Origin of the sequence: Pinirhizobacter soli, from assembly GCF_015905305.1 — a bacterium.
Lineage (GTDB): Bacteria > Pseudomonadota > Gammaproteobacteria > Xanthomonadales > Rhodanobacteraceae > Pinirhizobacter > Pinirhizobacter soli.
Genome location: NZ_JADZLQ010000001.1, coordinates 1105330 through 1125688 on the forward strand (window position 1 = coordinate 1105330; position 20359 = coordinate 1125688).

At 63.3% G+C, this 20359-nt stretch carries 18 protein-coding genes; 10 read left to right on the forward strand and 8 right to left on the reverse strand.

Annotation, left to right across the window (positions count from 1 at the left end; genetic code table 11):
* Position 1: 1 nt before the first annotated feature.
* The 3 genes from NDK18_RS04595 to NDK18_RS04605 all read right to left on the reverse strand — a co-directional run bounded on the left by NDK18_RS04595 (position 2) and on the right by NDK18_RS04605 (position 3005).
* A complete protein-coding gene (locus NDK18_RS04595; protein WP_250627199.1) occupies positions 2–1321 on the reverse strand; it encodes a hypothetical protein in 1320 nt (439 codons plus the stop codon).
* 74 nt (positions 1322–1395) lie between these two features.
* Complete coding sequence (locus NDK18_RS04600; protein WP_250627200.1) at positions 1396–2628, reverse strand: M56 family metallopeptidase; 1233 nt, start codon at positions 2626–2628, stop codon at positions 1396–1398.
* Positions 2625–3005 carry a BlaI/MecI/CopY family transcriptional regulator gene (locus NDK18_RS04605; RefSeq protein ID WP_250633809.1) on the reverse strand — a complete coding sequence of 127 codons (381 nt, stop codon included), beginning with the start codon at positions 3003–3005 and terminating at the stop codon, positions 2625–2627. Before NDK18_RS04605 ends, NDK18_RS04600 begins: the two co-directional genes overlap by 4 nt.
* Positions 3006–3149: 144 nt before the next feature.
* Here NDK18_RS04605 and NDK18_RS04610 point away from each other — a divergent pair, with 144 nt between their 5' ends.
* Positions 3150–3593 carry a hypothetical protein gene (locus NDK18_RS04610; protein ID WP_250627202.1) on the forward strand — a complete coding sequence of 148 codons (444 nt, stop codon included), beginning with the start codon at positions 3150–3152 and terminating at the stop codon, positions 3591–3593.
* Here NDK18_RS04610 and NDK18_RS04615 read toward each other — a convergent pair.
* Together NDK18_RS04615 and NDK18_RS04620 are read right to left on the reverse strand one after the other, a co-directional pair.
* Positions 3541–5433, reverse strand: coding sequence for a M3 family metallopeptidase (locus NDK18_RS04615; protein WP_250627203.1), 1893 nt, complete (start codon positions 5431–5433; stop codon positions 3541–3543). The genes NDK18_RS04610 and NDK18_RS04615 overlap by 53 nt on opposite strands.
* A 52-nt stretch (positions 5434–5485) precedes the next feature.
* The gene (locus NDK18_RS04620; protein WP_250627204.1) at positions 5486–6247 is read right to left on the reverse strand and encodes an AraC family transcriptional regulator; all 762 of its coding nucleotides are present in this window, start codon (positions 6245–6247) and stop codon (positions 5486–5488) included.
* Positions 6248–6435: 188 nt separating this feature from the next.
* Between NDK18_RS04620 and NDK18_RS04625 the strand changes: the two genes are divergently transcribed.
* Positions 6436–7386 (forward strand): alpha/beta hydrolase, encoded by a 951-nt coding sequence (locus NDK18_RS04625; protein WP_250627205.1) that lies wholly within the window; start codon positions 6436–6438, stop codon positions 7384–7386.
* A 7-nt stretch (positions 7387–7393) separates the two neighbouring features.
* On the opposite strand, the gene NDK18_RS04630 is transcribed toward NDK18_RS04625, so the two are convergent.
* A complete protein-coding gene (locus NDK18_RS04630; protein WP_250627206.1) occupies positions 7394–7921 on the reverse strand; it encodes a hypothetical protein in 528 nt (175 codons plus the stop codon).
* A 263-nt stretch (positions 7922–8184) separates the two neighbouring features.
* Between NDK18_RS04630 and NDK18_RS04635 the strand changes: the two genes are divergently transcribed.
* Positions 8185–8598 carry a winged helix-turn-helix transcriptional regulator gene (locus NDK18_RS04635; RefSeq protein ID WP_250627207.1) on the forward strand — a complete coding sequence of 138 codons (414 nt, stop codon included), beginning with the start codon at positions 8185–8187 and terminating at the stop codon, positions 8596–8598.
* A 13-nt stretch (positions 8599–8611) separates the two neighbouring features.
* On the opposite strand, the gene NDK18_RS04640 is transcribed toward NDK18_RS04635, so the two are convergent.
* Positions 8612–9565 (reverse strand): AraC family transcriptional regulator, encoded by a 954-nt coding sequence (locus tag NDK18_RS04640; protein ID WP_250627208.1) that lies wholly within the window; start codon positions 9563–9565, stop codon positions 8612–8614.
* 159 nt (positions 9566–9724) lie between these two features.
* On the opposite strand from NDK18_RS04640, the gene NDK18_RS04645 reads away from it, so the two are divergent.
* Entirely contained in the window at positions 9725–10039 is a 315-nt protein-coding gene (locus tag NDK18_RS04645) for a DUF417 family protein (RefSeq protein ID WP_250627209.1), read from the forward strand.
* 4 nt (positions 10040–10043) lie between these two features.
* On the opposite strand, the gene NDK18_RS04650 is transcribed toward NDK18_RS04645, so the two are convergent.
* A complete protein-coding gene (locus NDK18_RS04650) occupies positions 10044–11510 on the reverse strand; it encodes an FAD-dependent monooxygenase (protein ID WP_250627210.1) in 1467 nt (488 codons plus the stop codon).
* A gap of 359 nt (positions 11511–11869) precedes the next feature.
* Between NDK18_RS04650 and NDK18_RS04655 the strand changes: the two genes are divergently transcribed.
* The 6 genes from NDK18_RS04655 (at position 11870) to NDK18_RS04680 (ending at position 20354) form a co-directional block, all read left to right on the forward strand.
* Complete coding sequence (locus NDK18_RS04655) at positions 11870–13786, forward strand: M61 family metallopeptidase (protein WP_250625480.1); 1917 nt, start codon at positions 11870–11872, stop codon at positions 13784–13786.
* Positions 13787–14098: 312 nt separating this feature from the next.
* Entirely contained in the window at positions 14099–15376 is a 1278-nt protein-coding gene (tviB, locus tag NDK18_RS04660; RefSeq protein ID WP_250625479.1) for a Vi polysaccharide biosynthesis UDP-N-acetylglucosamine C-6 dehydrogenase TviB, read from the forward strand.
* 22 nt (positions 15377–15398) lie between these two features.
* Complete coding sequence (locus tag NDK18_RS04665) at positions 15399–16409, forward strand: NAD-dependent epimerase (RefSeq protein ID WP_250625478.1); 1011 nt, start codon at positions 15399–15401, stop codon at positions 16407–16409.
* A 19-nt stretch (positions 16410–16428) separates the two neighbouring features.
* Entirely contained in the window at positions 16429–18108 is a 1680-nt protein-coding gene (locus NDK18_RS04670) for a GMC oxidoreductase (RefSeq protein ID WP_250627211.1), read from the forward strand.
* A 5-nt stretch (positions 18109–18113) separates the two neighbouring features.
* Positions 18114–18890, forward strand: coding sequence for a 4'-phosphopantetheinyl transferase family protein (locus tag NDK18_RS04675; protein ID WP_250627212.1), 777 nt, complete (start codon positions 18114–18116; stop codon positions 18888–18890).
* Positions 18891–18953: 63 nt separating this feature from the next.
* Positions 18954–20354: a TIGR03013 family XrtA/PEP-CTERM system glycosyltransferase gene (locus NDK18_RS04680; protein ID WP_250627213.1), complete on the forward strand. Its 1401-nt coding sequence runs from the start codon at positions 18954–18956 to the stop codon at positions 20352–20354.
* Positions 20355–20359: the final 5 nt, after the last annotated feature.

Here is a 20359-nt window from a genome sequence, read left to right on the forward strand (position 1 = left end):
GCTAGTGACCTGGGTCTTCAACCTTCTGCACGATCACGTCACCTTTGCGCGTACCAGGCACGACGATCCAACCCTTGTTCAAAGTGAGGCTCCAGCCTGCACCCTTCAGCTTCGACGGATCGAAGCCCGCGGCCGAGACGTTCGCCACCTTCTTCTCCTGGTTGACCAGGGCGTCGCCATCCACATCCAGTGCGCCCCATTCATCGGTCAAGCGCATGGTGGGATAGACGATGCCCAAGTCGCCCAGCGGCTGCAGTGTTTGCGGGTTGAACTGGTAGTTGCTGTGCTTGAGTGGCAGCGTCAACACAGGGCCATCGACGAGCTTGGCCTTCAACGCCGCCATGTGCGCGATCTTCGCCTGCTCACGTTTCACCTCGTGGGTGCGTAAGGTTCCGTCATCGTAGATCGCCTCGCGGGCCTTGAGGGTGGCGAACGCCGGCGAAGGAAGCTTCAGTGCCGCACTCAACAACTGGTCCAGCCGCTGGCCGGAGGCGAGCTTGCGGCGCCAGTCGGGATCGGCCTGATCAAGCATCAGGCCGTAGGCGGGACCGGTGGCATAGGCGAAGGAACGGACAAAGCTCGGGACCTCCACGAAAGCGGAGAGGTCGCCGATGGCGTAGCTGATGCGAGCCTTCGGCGTCGGAAGCCCCAACCTCACACCGGTATATTCGGCCACCCCTTCGTTCGACTCGAGCGCGCCCTCGCCTTCTGCCGCATTCGGGAAGATTCGATATCTCTCGCTCCGGAATAAAAGCGCATCGCCGATCGCCACCTTGCGGTCGGCGCTGGTCGTCGCATTCAGCGCCTTGGCCAAGGCACGCCATTCCAACTGCAATAGATATCGCCCTTCCAGGGTGTCCAGGTGCCGGTTGTCGCCTTCGTGCAGCACCATCTTCAGGTCAGGCTGGATACGGTGGAACGACTCGTGCGCGATCATCACGTGTCGTTTTTCAGTGTTCTCCGGCAGGGGCCACAGAATTTCACTCCAGCGGGTTCCCGACCACTGGATCGAAGTATTGGCCATGATCTCCGACGGTGGCAAAACTCCAATGAATACCGGCCCGGAGGCCTTCAACACGCCGCCGGCATCGGCCTGGTTGGCCACCGCGGAGCGATCGGCCGGGTCGACCAGCAGCATCGGACCGCACAGCGTGTGCCCCCACAGGGCCCCCGCATCGCGGTTGCAAATAACCTTGGCCTCGTCGAAAACTCTGGCGGCATCGTCGGGGTTGATGGCCGCGATCGCGGGTGTCGCCGCCAGCCCGGCCAGGCTGATGGACAGGGCAAGCATCCGCGAAATCGAACCACGGGCAGTAGGCATAACGGCACCTCTACGATAAGCGTCGTAGCGTTGTACGACGAGCATCGTACCTTGTCAATCCGGCACGGGAATTTTCAGCGCCGGCCTTCCCATTCGATCCGGGCCTGCGGCGTCACCGTCAGTGCCACGATGGGTTGCCGCCTGGCACTCATCAGGAGGACGCGGTCGTTTTCCTGCACGATGCGGTCGCTCGGAAGCTGCTGGTTCCCGACCGAGGCTTCGATCACCCGTCCCTGCTTGATGCGAAGCGCAAACGACCCTGCGTCGTCATGAGCGTCGACCAGGATCATGGGCCCGAAGGCGCTTGCGTTGTAGACATCGGCCATCGACGGATCGACGAGCCCCAGCCGCCCTGCCCCAAGCGCCAGGAGACAAAGCATCGAGGTTGCGATGGCTGCCAAGCGCAGGCCGGCCGGCAGAGGGCCTGTGCGGTTGACGCCAAGCAGCCGATGGACGCGAGTGGTGAGCTCGCCCTGGCTTGAAATCGCCATGCCCAAATGCGGCGAGACACGGTTTTCCGCCAGGCAAACCAGCGCCTGGGCCAGGCCCGTGGCCGACGCGCCGTGGCGTACCGCCAGGGCGTCGCAGCAGGCCTCGCGCTCCCGCGACACGCGGCCATAGAGCGTCCAGGCCGCGGGATGGAACCACAGAAGCGCAAGCTGCAGGCGCTGCAGCAGGTTCCAGCCAAAATCGCGTCGCCGCACGTGCGCCAGTTCGTGCAGCAGCACGGCTTCCCATTGCGCCATCGACAGGACGCACGCCAGATCGCGCGGTATCAGGAGTACCGGCCGCCACGCGCCGATGATCTGCGGTGTGGCGACATCGGCTATCTGGATGTCTTGCACCCTTACGCTCATCCGATCGCGAGCCAACCGGTGCACCGATTCGACCAGCGCCTCGGGCGCGCGTCTACGATGGAGTCGAGCCACTCGGCGTGCATCCATGGCCAACCGCAGCATCATCAACAATGCCCCGGCAAACCACAGCATGACCAGCGACAGGCAGAGCCAGAAGACCTTGCGATAACTGGCCATGAGTAATGGCAGTTCGGCCGCGGGCGAGCCGGGCAAGGCAGGAACGCCCATGCCTGCGACCGTCCAGTACACGACCACGACGGTCAACACCGGCAGGACAACGAGTGCCGCAAAATGGATGCAGGCCATGCGATGCCGCAAGGCGGCCGTCGCATTCGCCATGACCCGTTCCCAAGCAAGCCAGGACAACGCCAGCAGTCCGCCCTGGACCAGTGCAGCCGCCAATCCCCACACGCCAAGCCGAATCAGGTAGGCGAAGGTGAAGAAGCTCACGACACGTTTTTCTCGAGCTTCTTGATCAGGGCTTTGAGTTGCGCGAGTTCGTCGGCAGCCACCGGGCGCGCGTCAAGCGCCTGCATGGCGAGCGCAAGGGAAGATCCGTCAAAAGCGCTGTCCATCCAGCCGCTCACCAGGTGGTTGAGCGTGGGGCGTTCGGAAACCGCCGCCGCGTAGATGTGCTGCCTGGCATCCTCTGCCCGCGTTACCAGCCCCTTGGCCAGCATGTTCTGCATGATCTTCAGCGAACTGGTGTAGCCGGTTCCGGTCTCGGCATAAACCTCTTCGTGAACGTCACGCACGGTGGAGGGCCCTCGGCGCCAAAGCACTCGCAGGATCGTCAATTCCGCCGCGGTGGGAGCGATTGCTTTCATCGGCGCAGGATGCAGCGGTAATGGGCACGACGCAAGGGGACCGCCAAACGGATTGTTGGCCGACCTCGACACGCGTAAGCTCGATTCGGGTCGATCAGCAACTCTCGTGAGAAGTTTCGAAGCTCCCTCGTCCAGGCGACCGACATGAACAACACACCTGTTTATGAAGTCAGCACCCTTCGGCTCTTCCTTTTGCGTGGCATGTACTTGTTCATTGCCGTGGGCCTGGCACTAACCGTATGGCCGGACATCATCGCGCCGCCTGGAACGGCAGCCAACCAGGAGACCGTGATCCACGCCCTCTTGGGAGGCCTGTCGGTGATGTGCGCGCTTGGCCTTCGTTATCCAGTGCAGATGATTCCGATCCTGCTTTTCGAGCTCATCTGGAAGGTGATCTGGGTCGTGGCCTTCGCGTTCCGCATGTGGCTCCACGGCGGCCTGGACGACTATGCGGCCCAAACACTTTTCGCCTGCATGATGGGCGTGGTGCTGGTGCCCATCGCACTGCCCTGGGGGTATGTATACAGGCGCTATATCAAGGCTCCGATGGAGCCTTGGCGTGCGAAGCGGCCGACACAGTCGCCGTAATATGGCTGTCGAGCTGCCGGTAAAGGGCTTGTAGGGCCGCAGTCTTGCGCCGGATGACGCCACTGGCGTCACCCACCAGTTGATCCGGAGCGAGGTCGCGGCCGAAGAAATGGTTTAGCAACACCTTGGGCGAAGCGTCGAAGCCTTCGGCCATCAGCGCGGCGTAGCGCTTCTGGAAATCGGCCGGGTCGTGAGTGGCCATATCGAACATCTTCGTCGCCCACAGGCCGGCGTACAGGTAATTGGCCAGGTACAACGGGTCTTCGAACATCAGCCGCTTGCCGATCCATGCATGGGCCAGCTCCGGGTCGACGGACGGCCAGATCTCGAAGCGGCGCGTTGTCTCCAATGTGAGCTTGTCCATGTCGCTGGCACCATGGATCTTCCCGGCGACAACGCCGTCGTAGATGCCTGCTTCCAGCTGCGCTTCCTCGGCCGAGGTGAATATCTCGAAGGTCATTTCATCGAGCTGCGCCTGCAGGTAGTGCGCCTTGGCGGCGGGGCTGTCCGCATGCCGGTAAAGGTATTCATAGAACAGCATCTCGTTGAGGATGGCCACGCCTTCCTGCATCCAGCTGGACCCGTGGTTATAGAAGGGCGACACGCCGTGCTCGTTCATCAGTTGGCTGTGCAGGGCGTGGCCGCCTTCGTGGGCCACCACGCTGGCCGCCTTCAGCGTGGGCTTCCATTGGCCCAGGAACAGGCCAGTGGGAACGCCTGGAGCCTCTATGGAGAAGGAATCGTTGACACGGTTCCCCTGCGCGGTGGCCAGATCCGTGCGTTGGTTGGCGGGATCGAGCAGCTGACGGAAATGCTCGGTGTAGTCCCGGCCCAGGGGTGCAAGCGCGAGCGGAATGATCCGGCGCAGTTCGTCGTAGTCGAAAGCCGGCGGCGTGAACCCCGCCAGTGGCACGGCCAGGTCCCAGCTGTGCACCGTCTCCAAGCCGAGCTGGCGTCCGATGTGCGCCGCGCGCAGGCGCTGGTAGTCCATCAGCGCCGAGGCCTGTGCCTGGACGGCCCTGGCCGTGGCGTCGACGTCGGCGCGGTCGAACATGCGGGCGAAATAAATAGCCTCGGGCGCGTCGGCGAAATTCTGCAACCTGGCCGTATGGTCGTTGACCCCGACGATGCCGACCAGGATGGAAGCGTAGGTTTCACCCTGCGCGGCCAGCGCTTGCTCGCGCTGCAGCCACGCGCGCTGGCGCACGTTGCGATCGGGGTCCGTCGCCAATGCGTCGGCGTCCTTACCGGCGTCGAGCTCGCCGTGGCTGCCCAGCACCTTGCCGTAGGCCGTGGCGCGGCGCGTCTTCTGGTAGATGTTCCAGTAGGCGGTGCTGGCCTGGTCGGAAAGGTCATCCATAACTTTCTGCTCACCCTCGGGCAACTCGTGCGGAAGGTTGCGCGTGGCGCCCTCGAACAGCCAGCGGTAGCGGCCCAGTTCGGGCAACGCCGCGACGTCGCGATCGAATCCGTCCTTGCCGAGTTTGCGCAGGGTCTGTTGGGCGCGTGTCACCAGGGTGTCGCGCTCAGCACCAACATCGGAACTTGCCTGGGCCGCTGCCTGGTCGTCGATGTCCCGCGCCGTCTGCAGGTGCAGCCAGGCGCCATGGCGCTGGGCGCGCGAGAGCAAGGCCTCGCTGCGATGTAGATAGTCCAGCAAGGCCGTTGGCGTGGGCGCATCGAGCACCGGCAACGCGGCGATGTCGGTGGCCAGTTGGGCTCGATCGGTTGCTTCCTGGGCCGGGCTGGCGAAATAGGCGCCGCCGTCGATCCGATGATCCTGAGCAAACACCGCGGGGCTGGCGAAAGCCAGCAGGCAAAGCATAGGGAGTGTTTTCATTCGCGCACCCTAACAAGGGAGCACGTGGCTTGCTTTACCAGGATTAGCGCGGCTAGCGCATGGCCTGGCGCCACGCGGAAGGCGTGGTGGCATGCACGGCCCGGAACGAGCGCGAAAATTGCGTGGCACCGGCAAAACCACAATCCAGGGCGATCTCCAGCTGGGGCCGGCGCGTCGTGCGCAGCAAGTGTGCGGCACGCTCCACGCGCAGGCGCCTGACGTAGTCGCCCACGGTGCAGTGATGGAAGCTACGGAAGCTCCGGGCCAGGTGCACGGGATGGCGACCGGCCAGTTTGGCCAAGGTCTCCAGCGTCATGTCCGCAGCGGGATCTTCATGCAGGCGAGCGCGCACCCGTCGCAGCCAGCCTGGCTCGGCATGGGTAAGTTCGGCCAGCCCACGCCCGGTCTCGGCCAGGAGGTCGAGCGCGAGCGCCTGCGCGGACATCGGGGCGAAGACGTCACCGACCGCCATGGCATCGACGATGGCACGTCCCATCGCCAGAAGTCGACGCGAGCGGCGCAGCAACGGACGTCCATCCATCCGCGTGCGGTGTTCGGCCAGAATCGCCGCCAGGTTTTCGTCGACAGCGAAGATCACCTTGCGGGCGCCCACCTGGCCGAAGTGCTGGGCGTGCGCGGCGTGGGCGGGGCAATACAGCAGGTCGCCCGGCGCGTGTTCGTTGCGCATGCCCAGCACGGTTTCCTCGTAGGCACCGTCCAACACCAGGCAGAACCAGGCCTCATCATGCCGGTGCTCGGCCATCTGGCCATTGGGTTGGTACCGCGAAACATGCAGATCAACGATTGAGCCCATTGCCGTCCTCCCCGCAACGATGCACCAGACTATGACGCCGCGAGGCGCTGGCTGGCAAGACACGCGCCATGAGCTTGAAAGAAGCTTGCCCGAAGAAATCCATGGAAGCGACCGCCATCGGGCCGATGCGTCGCGCAGGATCCGGGAAAGGGGTTTCACTTGGCCGAGCGCCACAAGGGAGAAGCGTTATGAAGCTTTGGGTCATTGCCGTGTGCCTGCTGGCGGCATGCGGAAGCGCACATGCACAGACGAATGCTTGGCAGCCCGCAGCCGGGTATACGCAAACACCGATATGGCCAGGACCGCCGCCCGACTCCAAGCCCATGCCCGGACCGGAAGACACGTGGACAAACCAGAAAGATCTGATCGGCGGTAAAACCGTAAGCGGTGTAAAAAACGTATCGCAACCGACGATGACGGTTTATGCCCCGAAAGGGGAAAACACCGGCGCTGCGGTCGTGGTGTTTCCAGGCGGCGGCTTCGAGATACTGGCCATGGACCTGGAGGGCACCGATGTCTGCGATTGGTTGACGGCCAAAGGCGTTACCTGCGTGCTCCTCAAGTATCGCGTGCCAAGCATTCCCTATGAATGGCAGTGCGATTGCCGCCCCCACAACCTGCAATTGTCGATGCCGTCCTTGCAGGACGCGCAAAGAACGATACGGCTGGTGCGCTCCCGCGCCGCGGAATGGCACATCGATCCCCACAAGGTGGGAGTGCTCGGATTTTCCGCGGGTGGATTCCTGGTGGCGGAGGTCAGCACGAACTTCAAGCGCCAGACCTATAAACCGGTCGATGCGGCCGACAAGGAAAGCAGCCGCCCGGACTTTGCGCTGGCGATTTATCCGGGGCATGTGGCGACCGATCGCGACACCTTGAATCCCAACCTGCCGTTTTCGCATGCATCGCCACCGACCTTCCTGCTACAGGCGGAGGACGACCATGTGGATGGCGTGCACCAAACGCAGGTTTATTATGCCGCCTTGAAGAACGCCGACGTGCCCGTGGAAATGCATCTGTATCCCCACGGGGGGCACGCGTTCGGGCTAAGGCCGACGGAGAATCCGATTACGCACTGGCCTGCCCTGGCCGAGACGTGGATGGGCAGCATCGGGATGATTCCCGTGGCCGCACCGTAGATTCGGGCTAGCCGCTTGCCTGGACGGGTAAGCGGCCTGCAACTTCACGGGCCATCTGCCGGCTCTGCATCAGCGCCGTTGCATGCAGCATGATGAACAACGGCACCTGGAATGCAGGGATCAGAATCAATGGCAGGGTTGCCATGGGCGTGGTGTTGAGCTCTCCCGGATGCGCTGCGGCTAGCGTGGCGCTTATGGCGCCAAGGCTGACCGCCACGACAAGATCCAGTATGCCCAGGACGTTCCAGCGGACGAAGGCGGCGCTGGCTGCGAATTCCGGTCGCCGTATCAGTCCACGCACCATCCACGGCGCGGCGAAAGCGACGGCCATATCCCCAAGCCCGGCCGTTATGGCGAAACCCGCAGGCAACACGTGGTTGGCGTACAAGGCAAGGAAGCCGAAGCCCTCCCACCGCCATGCCTGCATACCCGTGATGAGACGCAGATCAAGCGAAAGAATGAATTCGCGGAATGACCGCGAGAGCCGCAGCCATGCAAAGAACAGCAGCAAGGGCGCACTGAAGCCTAGCGCCATGGCAATGGGCGGCTTCCCCGGAGGGCCAAGGAAAAGCCCCTCTGCACCCAGGGATAAGACAAGCACGAACCAAACGGCCAAAACGATGATCATGTTGACGCGAACACCGCGGGATCCAGTTGTCGGCAACCCGGCCGGGTGTTGAAGGGCGGTAGTTTCCATGGGCTCTCCAGTAACTTGCATTTTGCAAGTGTGTGGCGAACGTAGCACTATGACTTGCACTCTGCAAGTAACTTGCCCCTGGGCAACGGAGAACCGGACACGTGAGCACCCACAAGGCCTTCCTGCGCTCCCCCTGCGCCCTCGCCAATTCACTCGACCTGGTTGGCGACAGGTGGTCGTTGCTGGTGGTGCGTGACCTGCTGCAGGGCAAGCACACCTACGGGGAGCTCGCCGATTCGCGGGAGGGCATTCCCACCAACATCCTTGCTGATCGCCTCAAGCGCCTGGAAGCTTCCGGCATCCTTGTAAAGGCGCCGTACCAGGAACGCCCCGTGCGTTACTCCTATACGCTCACCCCGAAAGGAAAGGACCTTGGCAATGTGCTGCTCGCATTCGTGCGCTGGGGCACGCAGCACATACCGGGTACGGTGGTGATGAAGGCAGGCCAGGCGAGCGATGGAACCAAGACGCCGGAGAAGACCTCACGCCACAGGCGCGTGGGAGCGGCTCGATAACGTTCCAGTGGTCCTAATCAAGATCTGCCGTCTTCCGCCAGCGCGCAGGCGTCACGCCGATATGCAACTTGAAAGCCCGCTGGAATGCTGCCTCCGATTGATAGCCGACCATGTCCGCCACGGCGCCGGTGGATGCAGACGGTTTGCGAAGTTCGTTGGACGCGAGCGTCATGCGGATATCGGTCAGGAAATCACTGGCCGAACGCCCCAGCTTCTCCCGGAACAGGCGCACGAACGTCGCCCGGGACATGTTGCAAAGGCTTGCCAGCGAGGGAAGAGTCCAGGGATGCCCTGGGCTGTGAAACATGGCTTCCATCGCGGGGGCCAGGCGTGGGTAGCCGGCAAGGGCAAGCATGCCGGCCGGCGCTTCGCCCGACTCGCTGGCAAAGCGCAAGGTAAGTGCAAATAGCGCGGCGGACAATGCATTGAGCATGGCGCGGCCGCCAAGACTGTCCACGCCCGATTCCTTGCGCATGAGCGCCAGCAAGCCAGCCAGATCCGCGCCTGATTCAAGTGTTTCTCCAAAGCCGTTTTGACCGGACGACCGCACGATCAATCGCTCCGGCAAATAGGTGCGCAATAGGCGCGCGTGCGCGGCGGTGAACACGAAACGGCCGCACAACATGTCCAGGCGATCGCCTTTGCCGATGTTCTCACTGAAGACAAGATTCGCCGCCATGCGCTCGCGAGCAGGCTTGGGGCGAGCGCCGCTGCCATCGTGCAGCGAATGGGCTTCGCCATTGGCCAGCAGAAGAATGTCCCCCGGGGCAAGACGCTGCGCTGCTCCGCCTGCCGGGTCCTCCAGTAAGGCAGATCCACTTACCACGACGTGATACGGGATCTCACCCGCGGCGGAAGCGTCCTGATCGATACGCCAGGGCGCGCTGTAATAACAGCGCAGGTCAAGCTGGCCGCGAACAGGCGTCATTTCCAGCAGGCGGCTTAGCCAGTCCAGGGGCGGGGACACGTGAGGATTCCAGTGAGCCGAATAAGCATGAAAATGATCATTTTCGACATTAACAGGCTCGAATCCCCTACGTAAAGTGCATACCCATCAAGCAGGCGATCCGTCGCCGGCTCCGGGGGTTTCCCAATTCACCCATTCCGACAGGATGAGGTATCGATCATGAAATCGCTCATCAACGTTTTGGCAAATTCAGGGCTTTTAAAGAAGGATCTCGATTACCACCTGGTTCGCGCTTCCACGGTGATCATGTTCTTCTTCTTCGGCTACCAGAAGTGGTTCGAATACGAAGCGCAGACGCTGATTCCATTCATAAGCAATGGCCCGCTTATTTCCTGGATGTATCCGGCGTTGGGCATCCGTGGTGCCAGCTGGTTCCTCGGCGTATCGGAATGGACGTTTGGCGCCTTGATCCTCGCGGGCTTCTGGAGGAAGCAGGATGTCGTGCGGGCATCCGTGCCCGCGAATGACGCTTGATCCATCAGTGATGAGGCGCGGGACCGAACCACGCGGTTAAAGCTTCGGTGAGTCCCGCGTTCGCGTGATCCCCTGCCCAAGCCACATATCCGTCAGGTCGAATCAGCACGACGGAAGGGGCAGCGATCTCACCGAGTACCGGCAGCTCCCATTTGCCGTCATAGCTGGCGTCGACCAACTGGATTCGATCCGCCCACGAGGATTTATCGAAATTCCCCCGCTCCTCGAACTTGATAAGGACCGGCCGGCCCTGGTGCAATAGGGTGAAAACACGCATAGGCCCATCGGCGGTATGCAGGTCCAGGTCGGGCATGCGCCGTCCGAGCAACGGGTGTCCATCACCAAGGTCGTAATGGATGTCCAGACCGGAGAGCATCGCGGCAAAGCGCCTGCGCGGCTCGTTCGTATCAAGCAGTTCGATCATCGTCGCGCGCAGGGCCTGATGACGGTCGTCAGGCATGCTCAGCACCACTTGCGCCACTGTATTACGCAACACACGGGCGCCCACTGGATACCGTTCGGCATGGTAGGTGTCCAGCAGGCTCTCCGGTGATGTTCTCTTCACCACTTGCGCAAGCTTCCACCCCAGATTCATCGCATCCTGCACACCGGTATTGAGGCCCTGCCCGCCCTGCGGGGGATGAATATGCGCGGCATCTCCAGCCAGCAGCACACGGCCCTTGCGGTAAGACACCGCCTGGCGCGTCATGTCGGTGAACCTGGATATCCAGCTGGCACTGCGAAGGCCATAGTCCGTGCCGTACACCGCGACAAGGGCTTCGCGAAGCTCGTCCATACCGGGATCGCCAGCACGTTGGAGAGCCCTTTCGGTCAGTACAACCCGAATCGGTCCACCCTCTTCCGTCCGACCCATGCCGTGGGTGCCATGGCTGTCCCGACGCAGGCCGGCCTCGGGCTCCTGATCCATCTCGACCTCGGCGATCAGCCAGCTTGTCGATGGTTCCAATCCAGTGAAGTCGATGCCCGCGGCCTTGCGGACCACGCTGCGCCCTCCATCGCAGCCGACGAGATATTCAGCCCGAAGCGAATTGCCGTTGGACAGCTTGACGTCGACGCCAGTGTTGTCCTGGGCAAAGCCAACCACCTCGCAACCGCGCAGGATCCGGATGCCGAGCTCTTCGATCCAGGCGGACATGATGCGCTCGATATGGCGCTGCCATAACCCAAGCACATAATTGTGGCGGCTGGGCAGTTCGCTGAAGTCCAGGCAGACCAATGAATGGGGAAATGTCAGGTGGATCTTCCCCTCCGAAATGAATCGTTCGGCGACGCCACGCTGATCAAGAACTTCGACCGTGCGCGAGTGAAGACCTCCCGCGCGCGACCCGTCCAGATCCTGATTGCTGCGTCGTTCAATGACCACGACATCCACCCCGGCCAATGCCAGTTCTGCCGCCAGCATCATCCCTGTCGGACCACATCCTGCAATCGCCACCGCATGCTCGGTCATACTGCTTCTCCGCTACGCAAGCCCTGCTGCTTGGGCGGGAGATTGGGCACTACGACAGGGGCCTTGCCGCAAGTCCCCTGTTTGATAAGATATTGAAACGGGAAGAGGTGGATTTTCGTTGCTGTTTTGGCGAAGGCGGTCTCGTATCGCTCGCGCCGAATGAGATAGCAGCACGGCTGCCGCAAGAACCTGCCCACCCTCCCCGTGACCTCTGGCATACGCCCCCTGTAAACCGGCCACCTACCATCGGGCGATACCGCTCCCCGAAGGGATGCCCGCGACGTTTTCGCCGCGCGGGGGAGCCCCTTGATCGCCGGTGCCGTTGGGGCCGCCCGGCGAGCCCTCGCAGGAGCCATGCCTTGATCGTTTCCACGTTGCGCCACCGTCTTTTGTCCGCGGCGGTCGTTGCCGCACTTGCCGTTCCCACTGGCGTTGCACTGGCCGACGAGCTGCCCGCCGCAGCCGACACGCCCTACAGCGGCAACCTCACGCTAAACGTGGACCTTACCCAGGCCCCGCAGCGGATCTTCCACGTCAAGGAAACGATACCCGTTACCGCGGGCGCGAATATCCTGTACTACCCGAAGTGGATCCCGGGCGAGCATTCGCCGTCGGGCCCGATCCAGAACGTGGCCGGTGTCGTCATCACCGCCGGTGGCAAGCAGATTCCCTGGCGCCGCGACCTGAAGGAAATGTACGCGCTGCACGTGGACGTGCCCCAGGGCGTGTCGTCCATCGATCTCTCGTTCGAATTCCTCTCCCCGGGCGGCGGCGGTTCCTTCGGTGCCTCGGCCTCGTCCACGCCGTCGCTGGTGGATCTTGAGCTGAACCAGGTGGCGTTCTATCCGGCCGGGCACTTCACCCGCCAGATCACCATCGAGCCGACGGTCACCCTGCCCGCCGGGTGGAAATTCGCCACCGCGATGGAAACGGCCAGCCAGTCGGGCGATACCACCAAGTTCAAGCCGATCACCTTCAACAACCTGGTGGACTCGCCGATCATCGCCGGCAAGTACTTCAACCGGGTGGACCTTGCCCCCGGCGCGAAGACTCCCGTGCACCTTAACGTGGTGGGCGACTCGGCCGAGGACGTGAAGCTGACCGACAAACAGCTGGCCGACCAGCGCGCCGTGGTGGTGCAGACCAACAAGCTGTTTGGCGCTCACCACTACGAGCACTACGACTTCCTGCTGACGCTTTCGGACCATACCGGCCACTTCGGCCTGGAACACCATCAGTCCAGCGACGACCGCCTGCCGGCGGAATTCTTCACCGATCCGCAGATGAACAAGCTGGCCGGCAGCTTGATGCCGCACGAGTACGTGCATTCGTGGAACGGCAAGTTCCGCCGCCCGGCGGACCTGTGGACGCCAACCTTCATGGAGCCGATGCAGGACGACCTCTTGTGGGTGTATGAGGGCCTTACCGATTACTGGTGCGGCGTCCTGACGGCCCGCTCAGGCATCTGGACCCCGGCCCAGTACCGCGATTCCATCGCCGAAATCGTCGGCACCATGAGCCACCGCACCGGCCGCGCCTGGCGTTCGTTGCAGGACACTGCGGACGCCGCTCCGCTTACCTATTACGGCGGTGGCGGCTGGGCCAACTACCGCCGCGGCACCGACTTCTACCCCGAAGGCCAGCTGCTGTGGCTGGACGTGGATACCAAGATCCGCGACCTGTCCAAGGGCAAGCACTCGCTTGACGACTTCGCCAAGGCCTTCTACGGCATCGAGAACGGCAGCTACGTCACCAAGACCTACACCTTCGAGGATGTCGTTTCCACGCTCAACGGCGTGCAGGCCTATGACTGGGCCAAGTTCCTGCGCGATCGCCTGGATTACGTCGGCGACACGCTGCCGGAAAAGGGCATCGAAGGCGGCGGCTGGAAAGTGGTGTACAACGACCAGCCCAGCGAATTCGACAAGGGCGCGGAGAAGATCCGCCACGGCGTGAACCTGTCGGCCTCGCTCGGCATTGCCATTTCGGGCAAGGGCGACATCAGCGACGTGCAGTGGGGCAGCGCCGCTTCCAAGGCGGGCCTGGTGCCGGGCCTGACGGTGGTGGCGGTGAACGGCAAGGACTACTCAGCCGATGCCCTGAAGGACGCCATCAAGACCGCCAAGGGCGGCTCGGCGCCCATCGAACTGCTGGTAAAGAACGTCGACGAGTTCAGCACCGTGAAAGTGGATTACCACGGGGGTCTGCAGTACGCCCACCTGGAGCGATCCACTGGCAAGGACCTGATCAGCGACATCACCGCACCGGTGAAATAAGCCGCGCTCGAGCGTTGAGGGTCGGGGTCAGAGTTATCACTCTGACCCCGCTTTTTTGCCGCTTTTGCCGACCCGTATTGCGCCACCGGACGGAGGGGCGGGAGCGGGCGGCGGTCACCCTGGGAGCGCTTCCGCAGGAGGGCAAAGCCCGACGAGGACTTAGCGACCAGGGTGACCGCCGCCCGCTCCCGCCCCTGGCGACGCCAGCGACGCTACGCCTTTCGACCAGCCAACCATTCGCCCTAGCAGCCGGAATTCATCGCGCCTGTTATCTTTCCTCCCGAACGCAGGCTTCTTACCGGGATGTTAGACATGGGGAATCTAAAGGACACCAGGCTGGCTATCGTCGGCCTGGGGTACGTAGGACTGCCGCTGGCGGTGGAATTCGGCAAGAAGTACGACACCACCGGGTTCGACATCAACCGTAATCGCATCGATGAGCTGCGGCGCGGCGTGGACAATACGCTGGAGCTCGATGCTGCGGAGCTGGCCGATGCCGGGCGCCTTACCTATTCCAGCGACCTGGCCGACATCGCCGGTTGCAACGTCTATATCGTGACGGTGCCCACCCCCATCGACCAGGCCAAGCGCCCGGACCTGACCCCCCTGGTCAAGGCCAGCGAGTCGCTGGGCAAGGTGTTGAACCGTGGCGATATCGTGGTTTACGAAAGCACCGTCTACCCCGGCTGCACCGAGGAAGTGTGCGTGCCGATCCTCGAGCGTGTCTCGGGGTTGAAGTTCAACGAGGATTTCTTCGCCGGCTACAGCCCCGAGCGGATCAATCCTGGCGACAAGCAGCACCGGGTCACCAGCATCTTGAAGGTAACCTCCGGCTCCACGCCGGAAACGGCCGATTTCGTCGACGCTTTGTATGGCTCGGTAATCACCGCCGGCACCCACAAGGCGAGCTCGCTGAAGGTGGCCGAGGCCGCCAAGGTAATCGAGAACACCCAGCGCGACCTCAACATCGCCCTGGTCAACGACCTTGCCATCCTCTTCAATAAACTGGGCATCGATACCCTGGAAGTGCTCCAGGCCGCGGGCACCAAGTGGAATTTCCTGCCGTTCCGGCCGGGCCTGGTGGGCGGGCATTGCATCGGCGTGGACCCGTACTACCTCACCCACAAGGCGCAGGAAGTGGGCCACCATCCCGACGTGATCCTTGCCGGGCGCCGCACCAACGACTCGATGGGCCCGTACGTGGCCTCCGAAGTGATCCGGCTGATGGTGCGCAAGGGCATCAATCCGGTGAAGGCGCGCGTGCTGGTGCTGGGCCTGGCCTTCAAGGAAAACTGCCCGGATCTTCGCAATACCCGCGTGGTGGATATCGTCGGTGCGCTGCGCGGCTACAACGCCCATGTCGACGTGCACGATCCTTGGGTGAACAGCGCTGAAGCTGAGCACGAATACGGCCTTACACCCATCGACAACCCTGAAAACGGCAGCTACGACGCGGTGATCGTGGCCGTGGGCCACAGGGAGTTCGTGGCCATGGGGCCGGAAGGCATCCGCGCCTTCGGCAAGGGCCAGAGCGTGCTTTACGATGTAAAATACGTGCTTCCCCGCGCCGCGGTCGATGGGCGCCTGTAGCACTGCCCGATAAGGCTGCCCCATGAAAGTCCTGGTTACCGGCACCGCCGGCTTCATCGGTTCGCACGTCGCGCTACGCCTGCTCGAGCGCGGCGACGAGGTGATCGGCTTCGATAGCCTGAACGACTACTACGACGTCACCCTGAAGAGGGCGCGCCTGGCGCGCTTCATCGACCACCCCAAGTACACCCATATCCAGGCCGACCTTGCCGATCGCGCGGCGGTGGAAGCCGCCTTCGCCGAACACAAGCCGCAGCGCGTGGTGAACCTGGCAGCCCAAGCGGGCGTGCGTTATGCCGCGCAGAACCCCCATGTGTACGTGGCAAGTAACGTCACCGGCTTCCTGCACATCCTTGAAGGCTGCCGCCACCACGGCGTGGAACACCTGGTGTTCGCGTCCACAAGCTCGGTATACGGCGCGGACCTGGCCATGCCGTTTTCCGAGCACCAGGGCACCGAGCACCCGCTTACCTTGTACGCGGCCACCAAGAAAGCCAACGAACAGATGGCCCATGCCTATGCGCACCTGTACCGCTTTCCGTGCACGGGCCTGCGTTTCTTTACCGTCTATGGCCCCTGGGGCCGCCCGGACATGGCGCTGTTCATGTTCACCAAGGCGATCCTGGCCGATGAACCCATCCCCGTGTTCAACCATGGCAAGCACAAGCGCAGCTTTACCTATGTCGACGATATCGTCGAAGGGGTGATCCGCACGCTCGACACGGTGCCGGGGGTGAATCCTGAATGGGATGGCCTCACGCCCGATCCCGCCTCCAGCGGCGTGGCGCCGTACCGCATCTACAACATCGGCAATGCTGAACCGGTTGAGCTGCTGCGCTACATCGAAGTGCTCGAAGCCTGCCTTGGCAAGAAGGCCAAAATGCAGATGCTTCCCCTGCAGCCGGGCGATGTTCCCGATACCGAGGCGGATGTCCGTGACCTGATGCAGGCCGTTGGATATACGCCTAAGGTCCCCGTAGCGGAAGGCGTGGCTAACTTCGTACGCTGGTACCGGGATTACTACGGCGTTTGATCGCCAAAGGCTAGCGTTTGTGATCATCGATTACCTCGACTCGACGTCGCCCAACGACGTCGAAGCCGACTTGTGCATCGTGGGCGCAGGCGCGGCAGGGATCGCCATTGCCCGTAGCTTCATCGGCACCGGCACACGCGTATGCGTGGTGGAGGGTGGCGGTCTTGCGGGTGAAGAACGCAGCCAGTCGCTGTACGAGGGTGAATCGATCGGTTCCACGCCCTTTGACACGTCAAGTTCGCGCATGCGCGTGTTCGGCGGCAGCTGCACGCTGTGGGGTGGCGGTTGCATTACCTTCTCGCGACACGACCTGGCGGAACGCGACTGGGTCCCCGGCTCCGGCTGGCCGCTCAGCTACGATGAACTGGAACCCTGGTACGCGCAGGCCCGCGGCTACCTGGGCATCGATGCGCATGATTTCACCGACGGCAGTTTCCTGACGCCGCCGGCGCGCACGCCATGCAGCTTCGACGAAGGCACGCTGGTGAATCCCGTGTTCGCGCGCAGTCCGATGTTCTTCGGCAAGCATTACCGCGCGCAACTGGACGCTGCCGAGAACATCATGGTGTTGCTGCATGCGAACCTGATGTCGCTCGAGGCCACGGCCGACGGCGCATCGGTAACCCACGCCTGCATCGGCGGCATGGATGGACGCCGCGGCCGCATCACCGCTCGCCAGTACGTGCTTGCTGCCGGCGGCATCGAGAATGCGCGCCTGCTGCTGCTCTCCGATTCGGTTTCTCCCGAAGGGCTGGGCAATGCGCACGATCTGGTAGGCCGCTATTTCATGGACCATCCCAGCGGTAGGCTGGGTGTGGTGGCCACTGACGATCCGGACGCTCTCACCCGCCCCTACGAGCGTCACCTGGGCAAGGCCGCGGCCCCGGTGTCCCCCGAGATAGCGTTGTCGGTGCAGGCCCAACGCGAGCACCAGATGCTCGCTGGCCGTGTGCATCCCTTCCCGATCGAGGGAAAAGTGCCTTTCGGCGTGCGCGCCTTGCGCGAATTCCGCGCCGCGATGAGGCCCCCGGTGCGCGATGAGGCAGAACTGCTTGAGATGCGCATGTGCGAAAGCATGCGCAATGGTCCGATGCTGGCAACCGCACTCCCCGCAGCCACGCCCAACCTGGGCATGCTGGCGCTGCGCATGGGGCTGGGTGCCGGTGACATCGTGCGTGCATTCGCCAAGAAACTCGCCGACCGCCCCACCGTGCGCAGCCAGCATGTGGAATTGATCGGTTACTTCGAGCAGGCGCCCAACCGCGACAGCCGCGTCATGCTCGGTGAGGACACCGACGCCCTGGGCCTGCGCAAGGTGAGCGTGGACTGGCAACTTTCGGACATCGACCGCCATACCATTCGCACGGCGGCCCGCCTGTTCGGCGAGCACCTGGCGCGCACCTGCAACGGCCGCTTCGAGCCGGAACCCTGGGTAGACGCCAACGACGACGCGCCGTTGCCGGTACATGGCACGGCGCACCACCTGGGTACCACGCGCATGGCCGAACACGCCGAGGAAGGCGTGGTGGACCGCGATTGCCGCGTCCACGGGCTGGCCAACCTGCACGTGGCCGGAAGCTCGGTATTCCCCACGGGAGGATGGGCCTTTCCCACCTTCACCATCGTCGCGCTGAGCCTGCGCCTGGCCACCCACCTGCAGGTATTGCTCACCGACTGCAACGTGGCGGGCATTACCTAGTCCTCATGTTCGCCGCCGACACCTTACACGAGGCCGGTTTCACCCGGCCCCGCGCCGGCGAGGCCCTGGTGCTACTGGCATCGGCAACGGACTTCACAGGGGAATTCAACGCCGCGCGGATGATGCTGGACGACAGCGAACGTGCGCGCGCCGGGCGGTTCCGCTTTGCCCGTGACGCCGATACGTACCTGGTGGCCCATGCATTGTGGCGCAGCGCATTGAGCCTGGCGCTGGGCACGCACCATGTGCCGCTTACCTTTTCCGAGGCTGGGCAACCGATGCTGCCCGGCACAGGCTTGGCCACCAGCCTTAGCCATACGGGCCATTTCATTGCCATCGCCATCGCCATGGCCGCCACCGTTGGCCTGGACATCGAGCGCGACCCTCCACGAAGGAAACTGCAGGCGCTGGCGCCGTCGATCTGCACACCGCGCGAGCATGCGGCGGTGATGGCCCTGGCCATCGATACGCGCGAAGACGCCCTGCTTGCCCTGTGGACGCGCAAGGAAGCCTTGCTCAAGGCCTACGGCACGGGCCTGCGCATGGACCCGGCCACGATCGATGCCGACGGCGGCATCGAACTTGCCCACCCCGGCCATGCCACGCTGCGCATCCATGCGCTCGATACCGGCCCAAGCCTGAAAGGGGCGCTTGCCGCTCCCCTGCATCTGGACACGGTAACCACCTTGCCCTTGGCCAGGGTACTGGCCAGGCCAGTCACCCCGGATGGCCTATCCCGCTCTTACGTCCAGCCAATAGCGCCGGGCAGTTCGCACGCGTAGCTTTCCACACACTGCCGGCGGATTCCTTCAAGCCCTTCCCGCGGCATCCCTGGGGACTACCGCATGCTTCGTTTCCTGCGACAGCAATTCGTACGTTGGCTCCTGCTCCTTGGGGTCAGTGAATTCCTTCTTCTGGCAGCGGCGCTGAACCTGGCGACCTACCTTCGTTTTTTCTTGAGCCCCGACGATCTGGCTACCTACGCCACGGCGCTGCCGCAGCGATCGTTGCTGTTCGCCGGCGTGGTGTTCGTGACCATGGCGGCGCTGGGTCAATACCGCGCGCACCTTCGCAGTAGCTGGATCGGGCTGGTGGCACGCCAGGCGCTGGGTTTCGGCATGGGCGGCCTGGCGCTGGTGGTGGTGTTCTACCTGCTGCCGCAGGCCTACCTCGGCCGCGGCGTACTCGGCATGGCCTTGCTGATTGGCTTCGTGCTGCTGGCGGCTTTCCGCACGCTGTTCATGCGCCTGGTGGAAGTGGACGCCTTCAAGCGCCGCGTGCTGATCCTTGGAGCCGGCCAGCGCGCTGGCCAGATCCACACCCGCATGCGTCGCCGCGCCGATCGCCGCGGGTTCTTCGTGGTCGGCTACATCCGTGGCTGCCACGAAGAAAGCGTGGTGCCCGACGACTACATCCTGCATCGCACCGGTTCGCTGCGCGACGTGTGCCGGCGCCACCAGGTGGATGAGATCGTGGTGGGCGTGGACGATCGCCGCGGCAACCTGCCGATGGACGACCTTCTCGACTGCCGCCAGGCCGGCGTGACCGTGACCGACCTCACCACCTTCGTCGAGCGGGAGTCCGGCCGCGTGCAGCTGAACCTGCTCGACCCGTCGTGGCTGGTGTTTTCCGGCGGCTTCAATGCCACCCCGCTGAACCTGATGCTCAAGCGCGGTTTCGACGTATTGATGGCCACAACCATGACCCTGCTGCTGTGGCCGCTGATGCTGCTCACTGCCCTTGCCATCCGGCTGGAGTCGGGCAAGGGGCAGCCCATCCTCTATCGTCAGGAACGCGTCGGCGAACATGGCCGCACGTTCTGGCTATACAAGTTCCGCAGCATGCGCACGGACGCCGAGATGGACGGCGTGGCGCGCTGGGCGACCAAGAACGACGACCGCGTCACCCGCGTCGGACGCATCTGCCGCAAGCTTCGCTTCGACGAACTGCCGCAGTTGTGGAACGTGCTCAAGGGTGAAATGAGCATCGTCGGACCGCGCCCGGAACGTCCGCAGTTCGTCGCCGACCTTGCCACCAAGATCCGCTACTACGGCTTGCGGCACTCCCTAAAGCCGGGCCTTGCCGGCTGGGCACAGCTTTCGTATCCGTACGGCGCATCGGAAGAAGATGCCGCCGAGAAACTCAAGTACGACCTTTTCTACGTCAAGAACCACAACATGTTCCTTGACCTGGTGATCCTGGTCGAGACGTTCGAGATCGTGCTGTTCGGCCGAGGCGCGCGCTGACGATG

What these genes read in the sequence shown, in the direction of transcription:
- NDK18_RS04650 (WP_250627210.1), bottom strand. Translation starts at nt 11,510, where the DNA reads ATGACCGAGCATGCGGTGGCGATTGCAGGATGTGGTCCGACAGGGATG.
- NDK18_RS04610 (WP_250627202.1), top strand. Translation starts at nt 3,150, where the DNA reads ATGAACAACACACCTGTTTATGAAGTCAGCACCCTTCGGCTCTTCCTT.
- NDK18_RS04680 (WP_250627213.1), top strand. Translation starts at nt 18,954, where the DNA reads ATGCTTCGTTTCCTGCGACAGCAATTCGTACGTTGGCTCCTGCTCCTT.
- NDK18_RS04625 (WP_250627205.1), top strand. Translation starts at nt 6,436, where the DNA reads ATGAAGCTTTGGGTCATTGCCGTGTGCCTGCTGGCGGCATGCGGAAGC.
- NDK18_RS04675 (WP_250627212.1), top strand. Translation starts at nt 18,114, where the DNA reads ATGTTCGCCGCCGACACCTTACACGAGGCCGGTTTCACCCGGCCCCGC.
- NDK18_RS04615 (WP_250627203.1), bottom strand. Translation starts at nt 5,433, where the DNA reads ATGAAAACACTCCCTATGCTTTGCCTGCTGGCTTTCGCCAGCCCCGCG.
- tviB (WP_250625479.1), top strand. Translation starts at nt 14,099, where the DNA reads ATGGGGAATCTAAAGGACACCAGGCTGGCTATCGTCGGCCTGGGGTAC.
- NDK18_RS04630 (WP_250627206.1), bottom strand. Translation starts at nt 7,921, where the DNA reads ATGGCGCTAGGCTTCAGTGCGCCCTTGCTGCTGTTCTTTGCATGGCTG.
- NDK18_RS04645 (WP_250627209.1), top strand. Translation starts at nt 9,725, where the DNA reads ATGAAATCGCTCATCAACGTTTTGGCAAATTCAGGGCTTTTAAAGAAG.
- NDK18_RS04595 (WP_250627199.1), bottom strand. Translation starts at nt 1,321, where the DNA reads ATGCCTACTGCCCGTGGTTCGATTTCGCGGATGCTTGCCCTGTCCATC.
- NDK18_RS04665 (WP_250625478.1), top strand. Translation starts at nt 15,399, where the DNA reads ATGAAAGTCCTGGTTACCGGCACCGCCGGCTTCATCGGTTCGCACGTC.
- NDK18_RS04620 (WP_250627204.1), bottom strand. Translation starts at nt 6,247, where the DNA reads ATGGGCTCAATCGTTGATCTGCATGTTTCGCGGTACCAACCCAATGGC.
- NDK18_RS04605 (WP_250633809.1), bottom strand. Translation starts at nt 3,005, where the DNA reads ATGAAAGCAATCGCTCCCACCGCGGCGGAATTGACGATCCTGCGAGTG.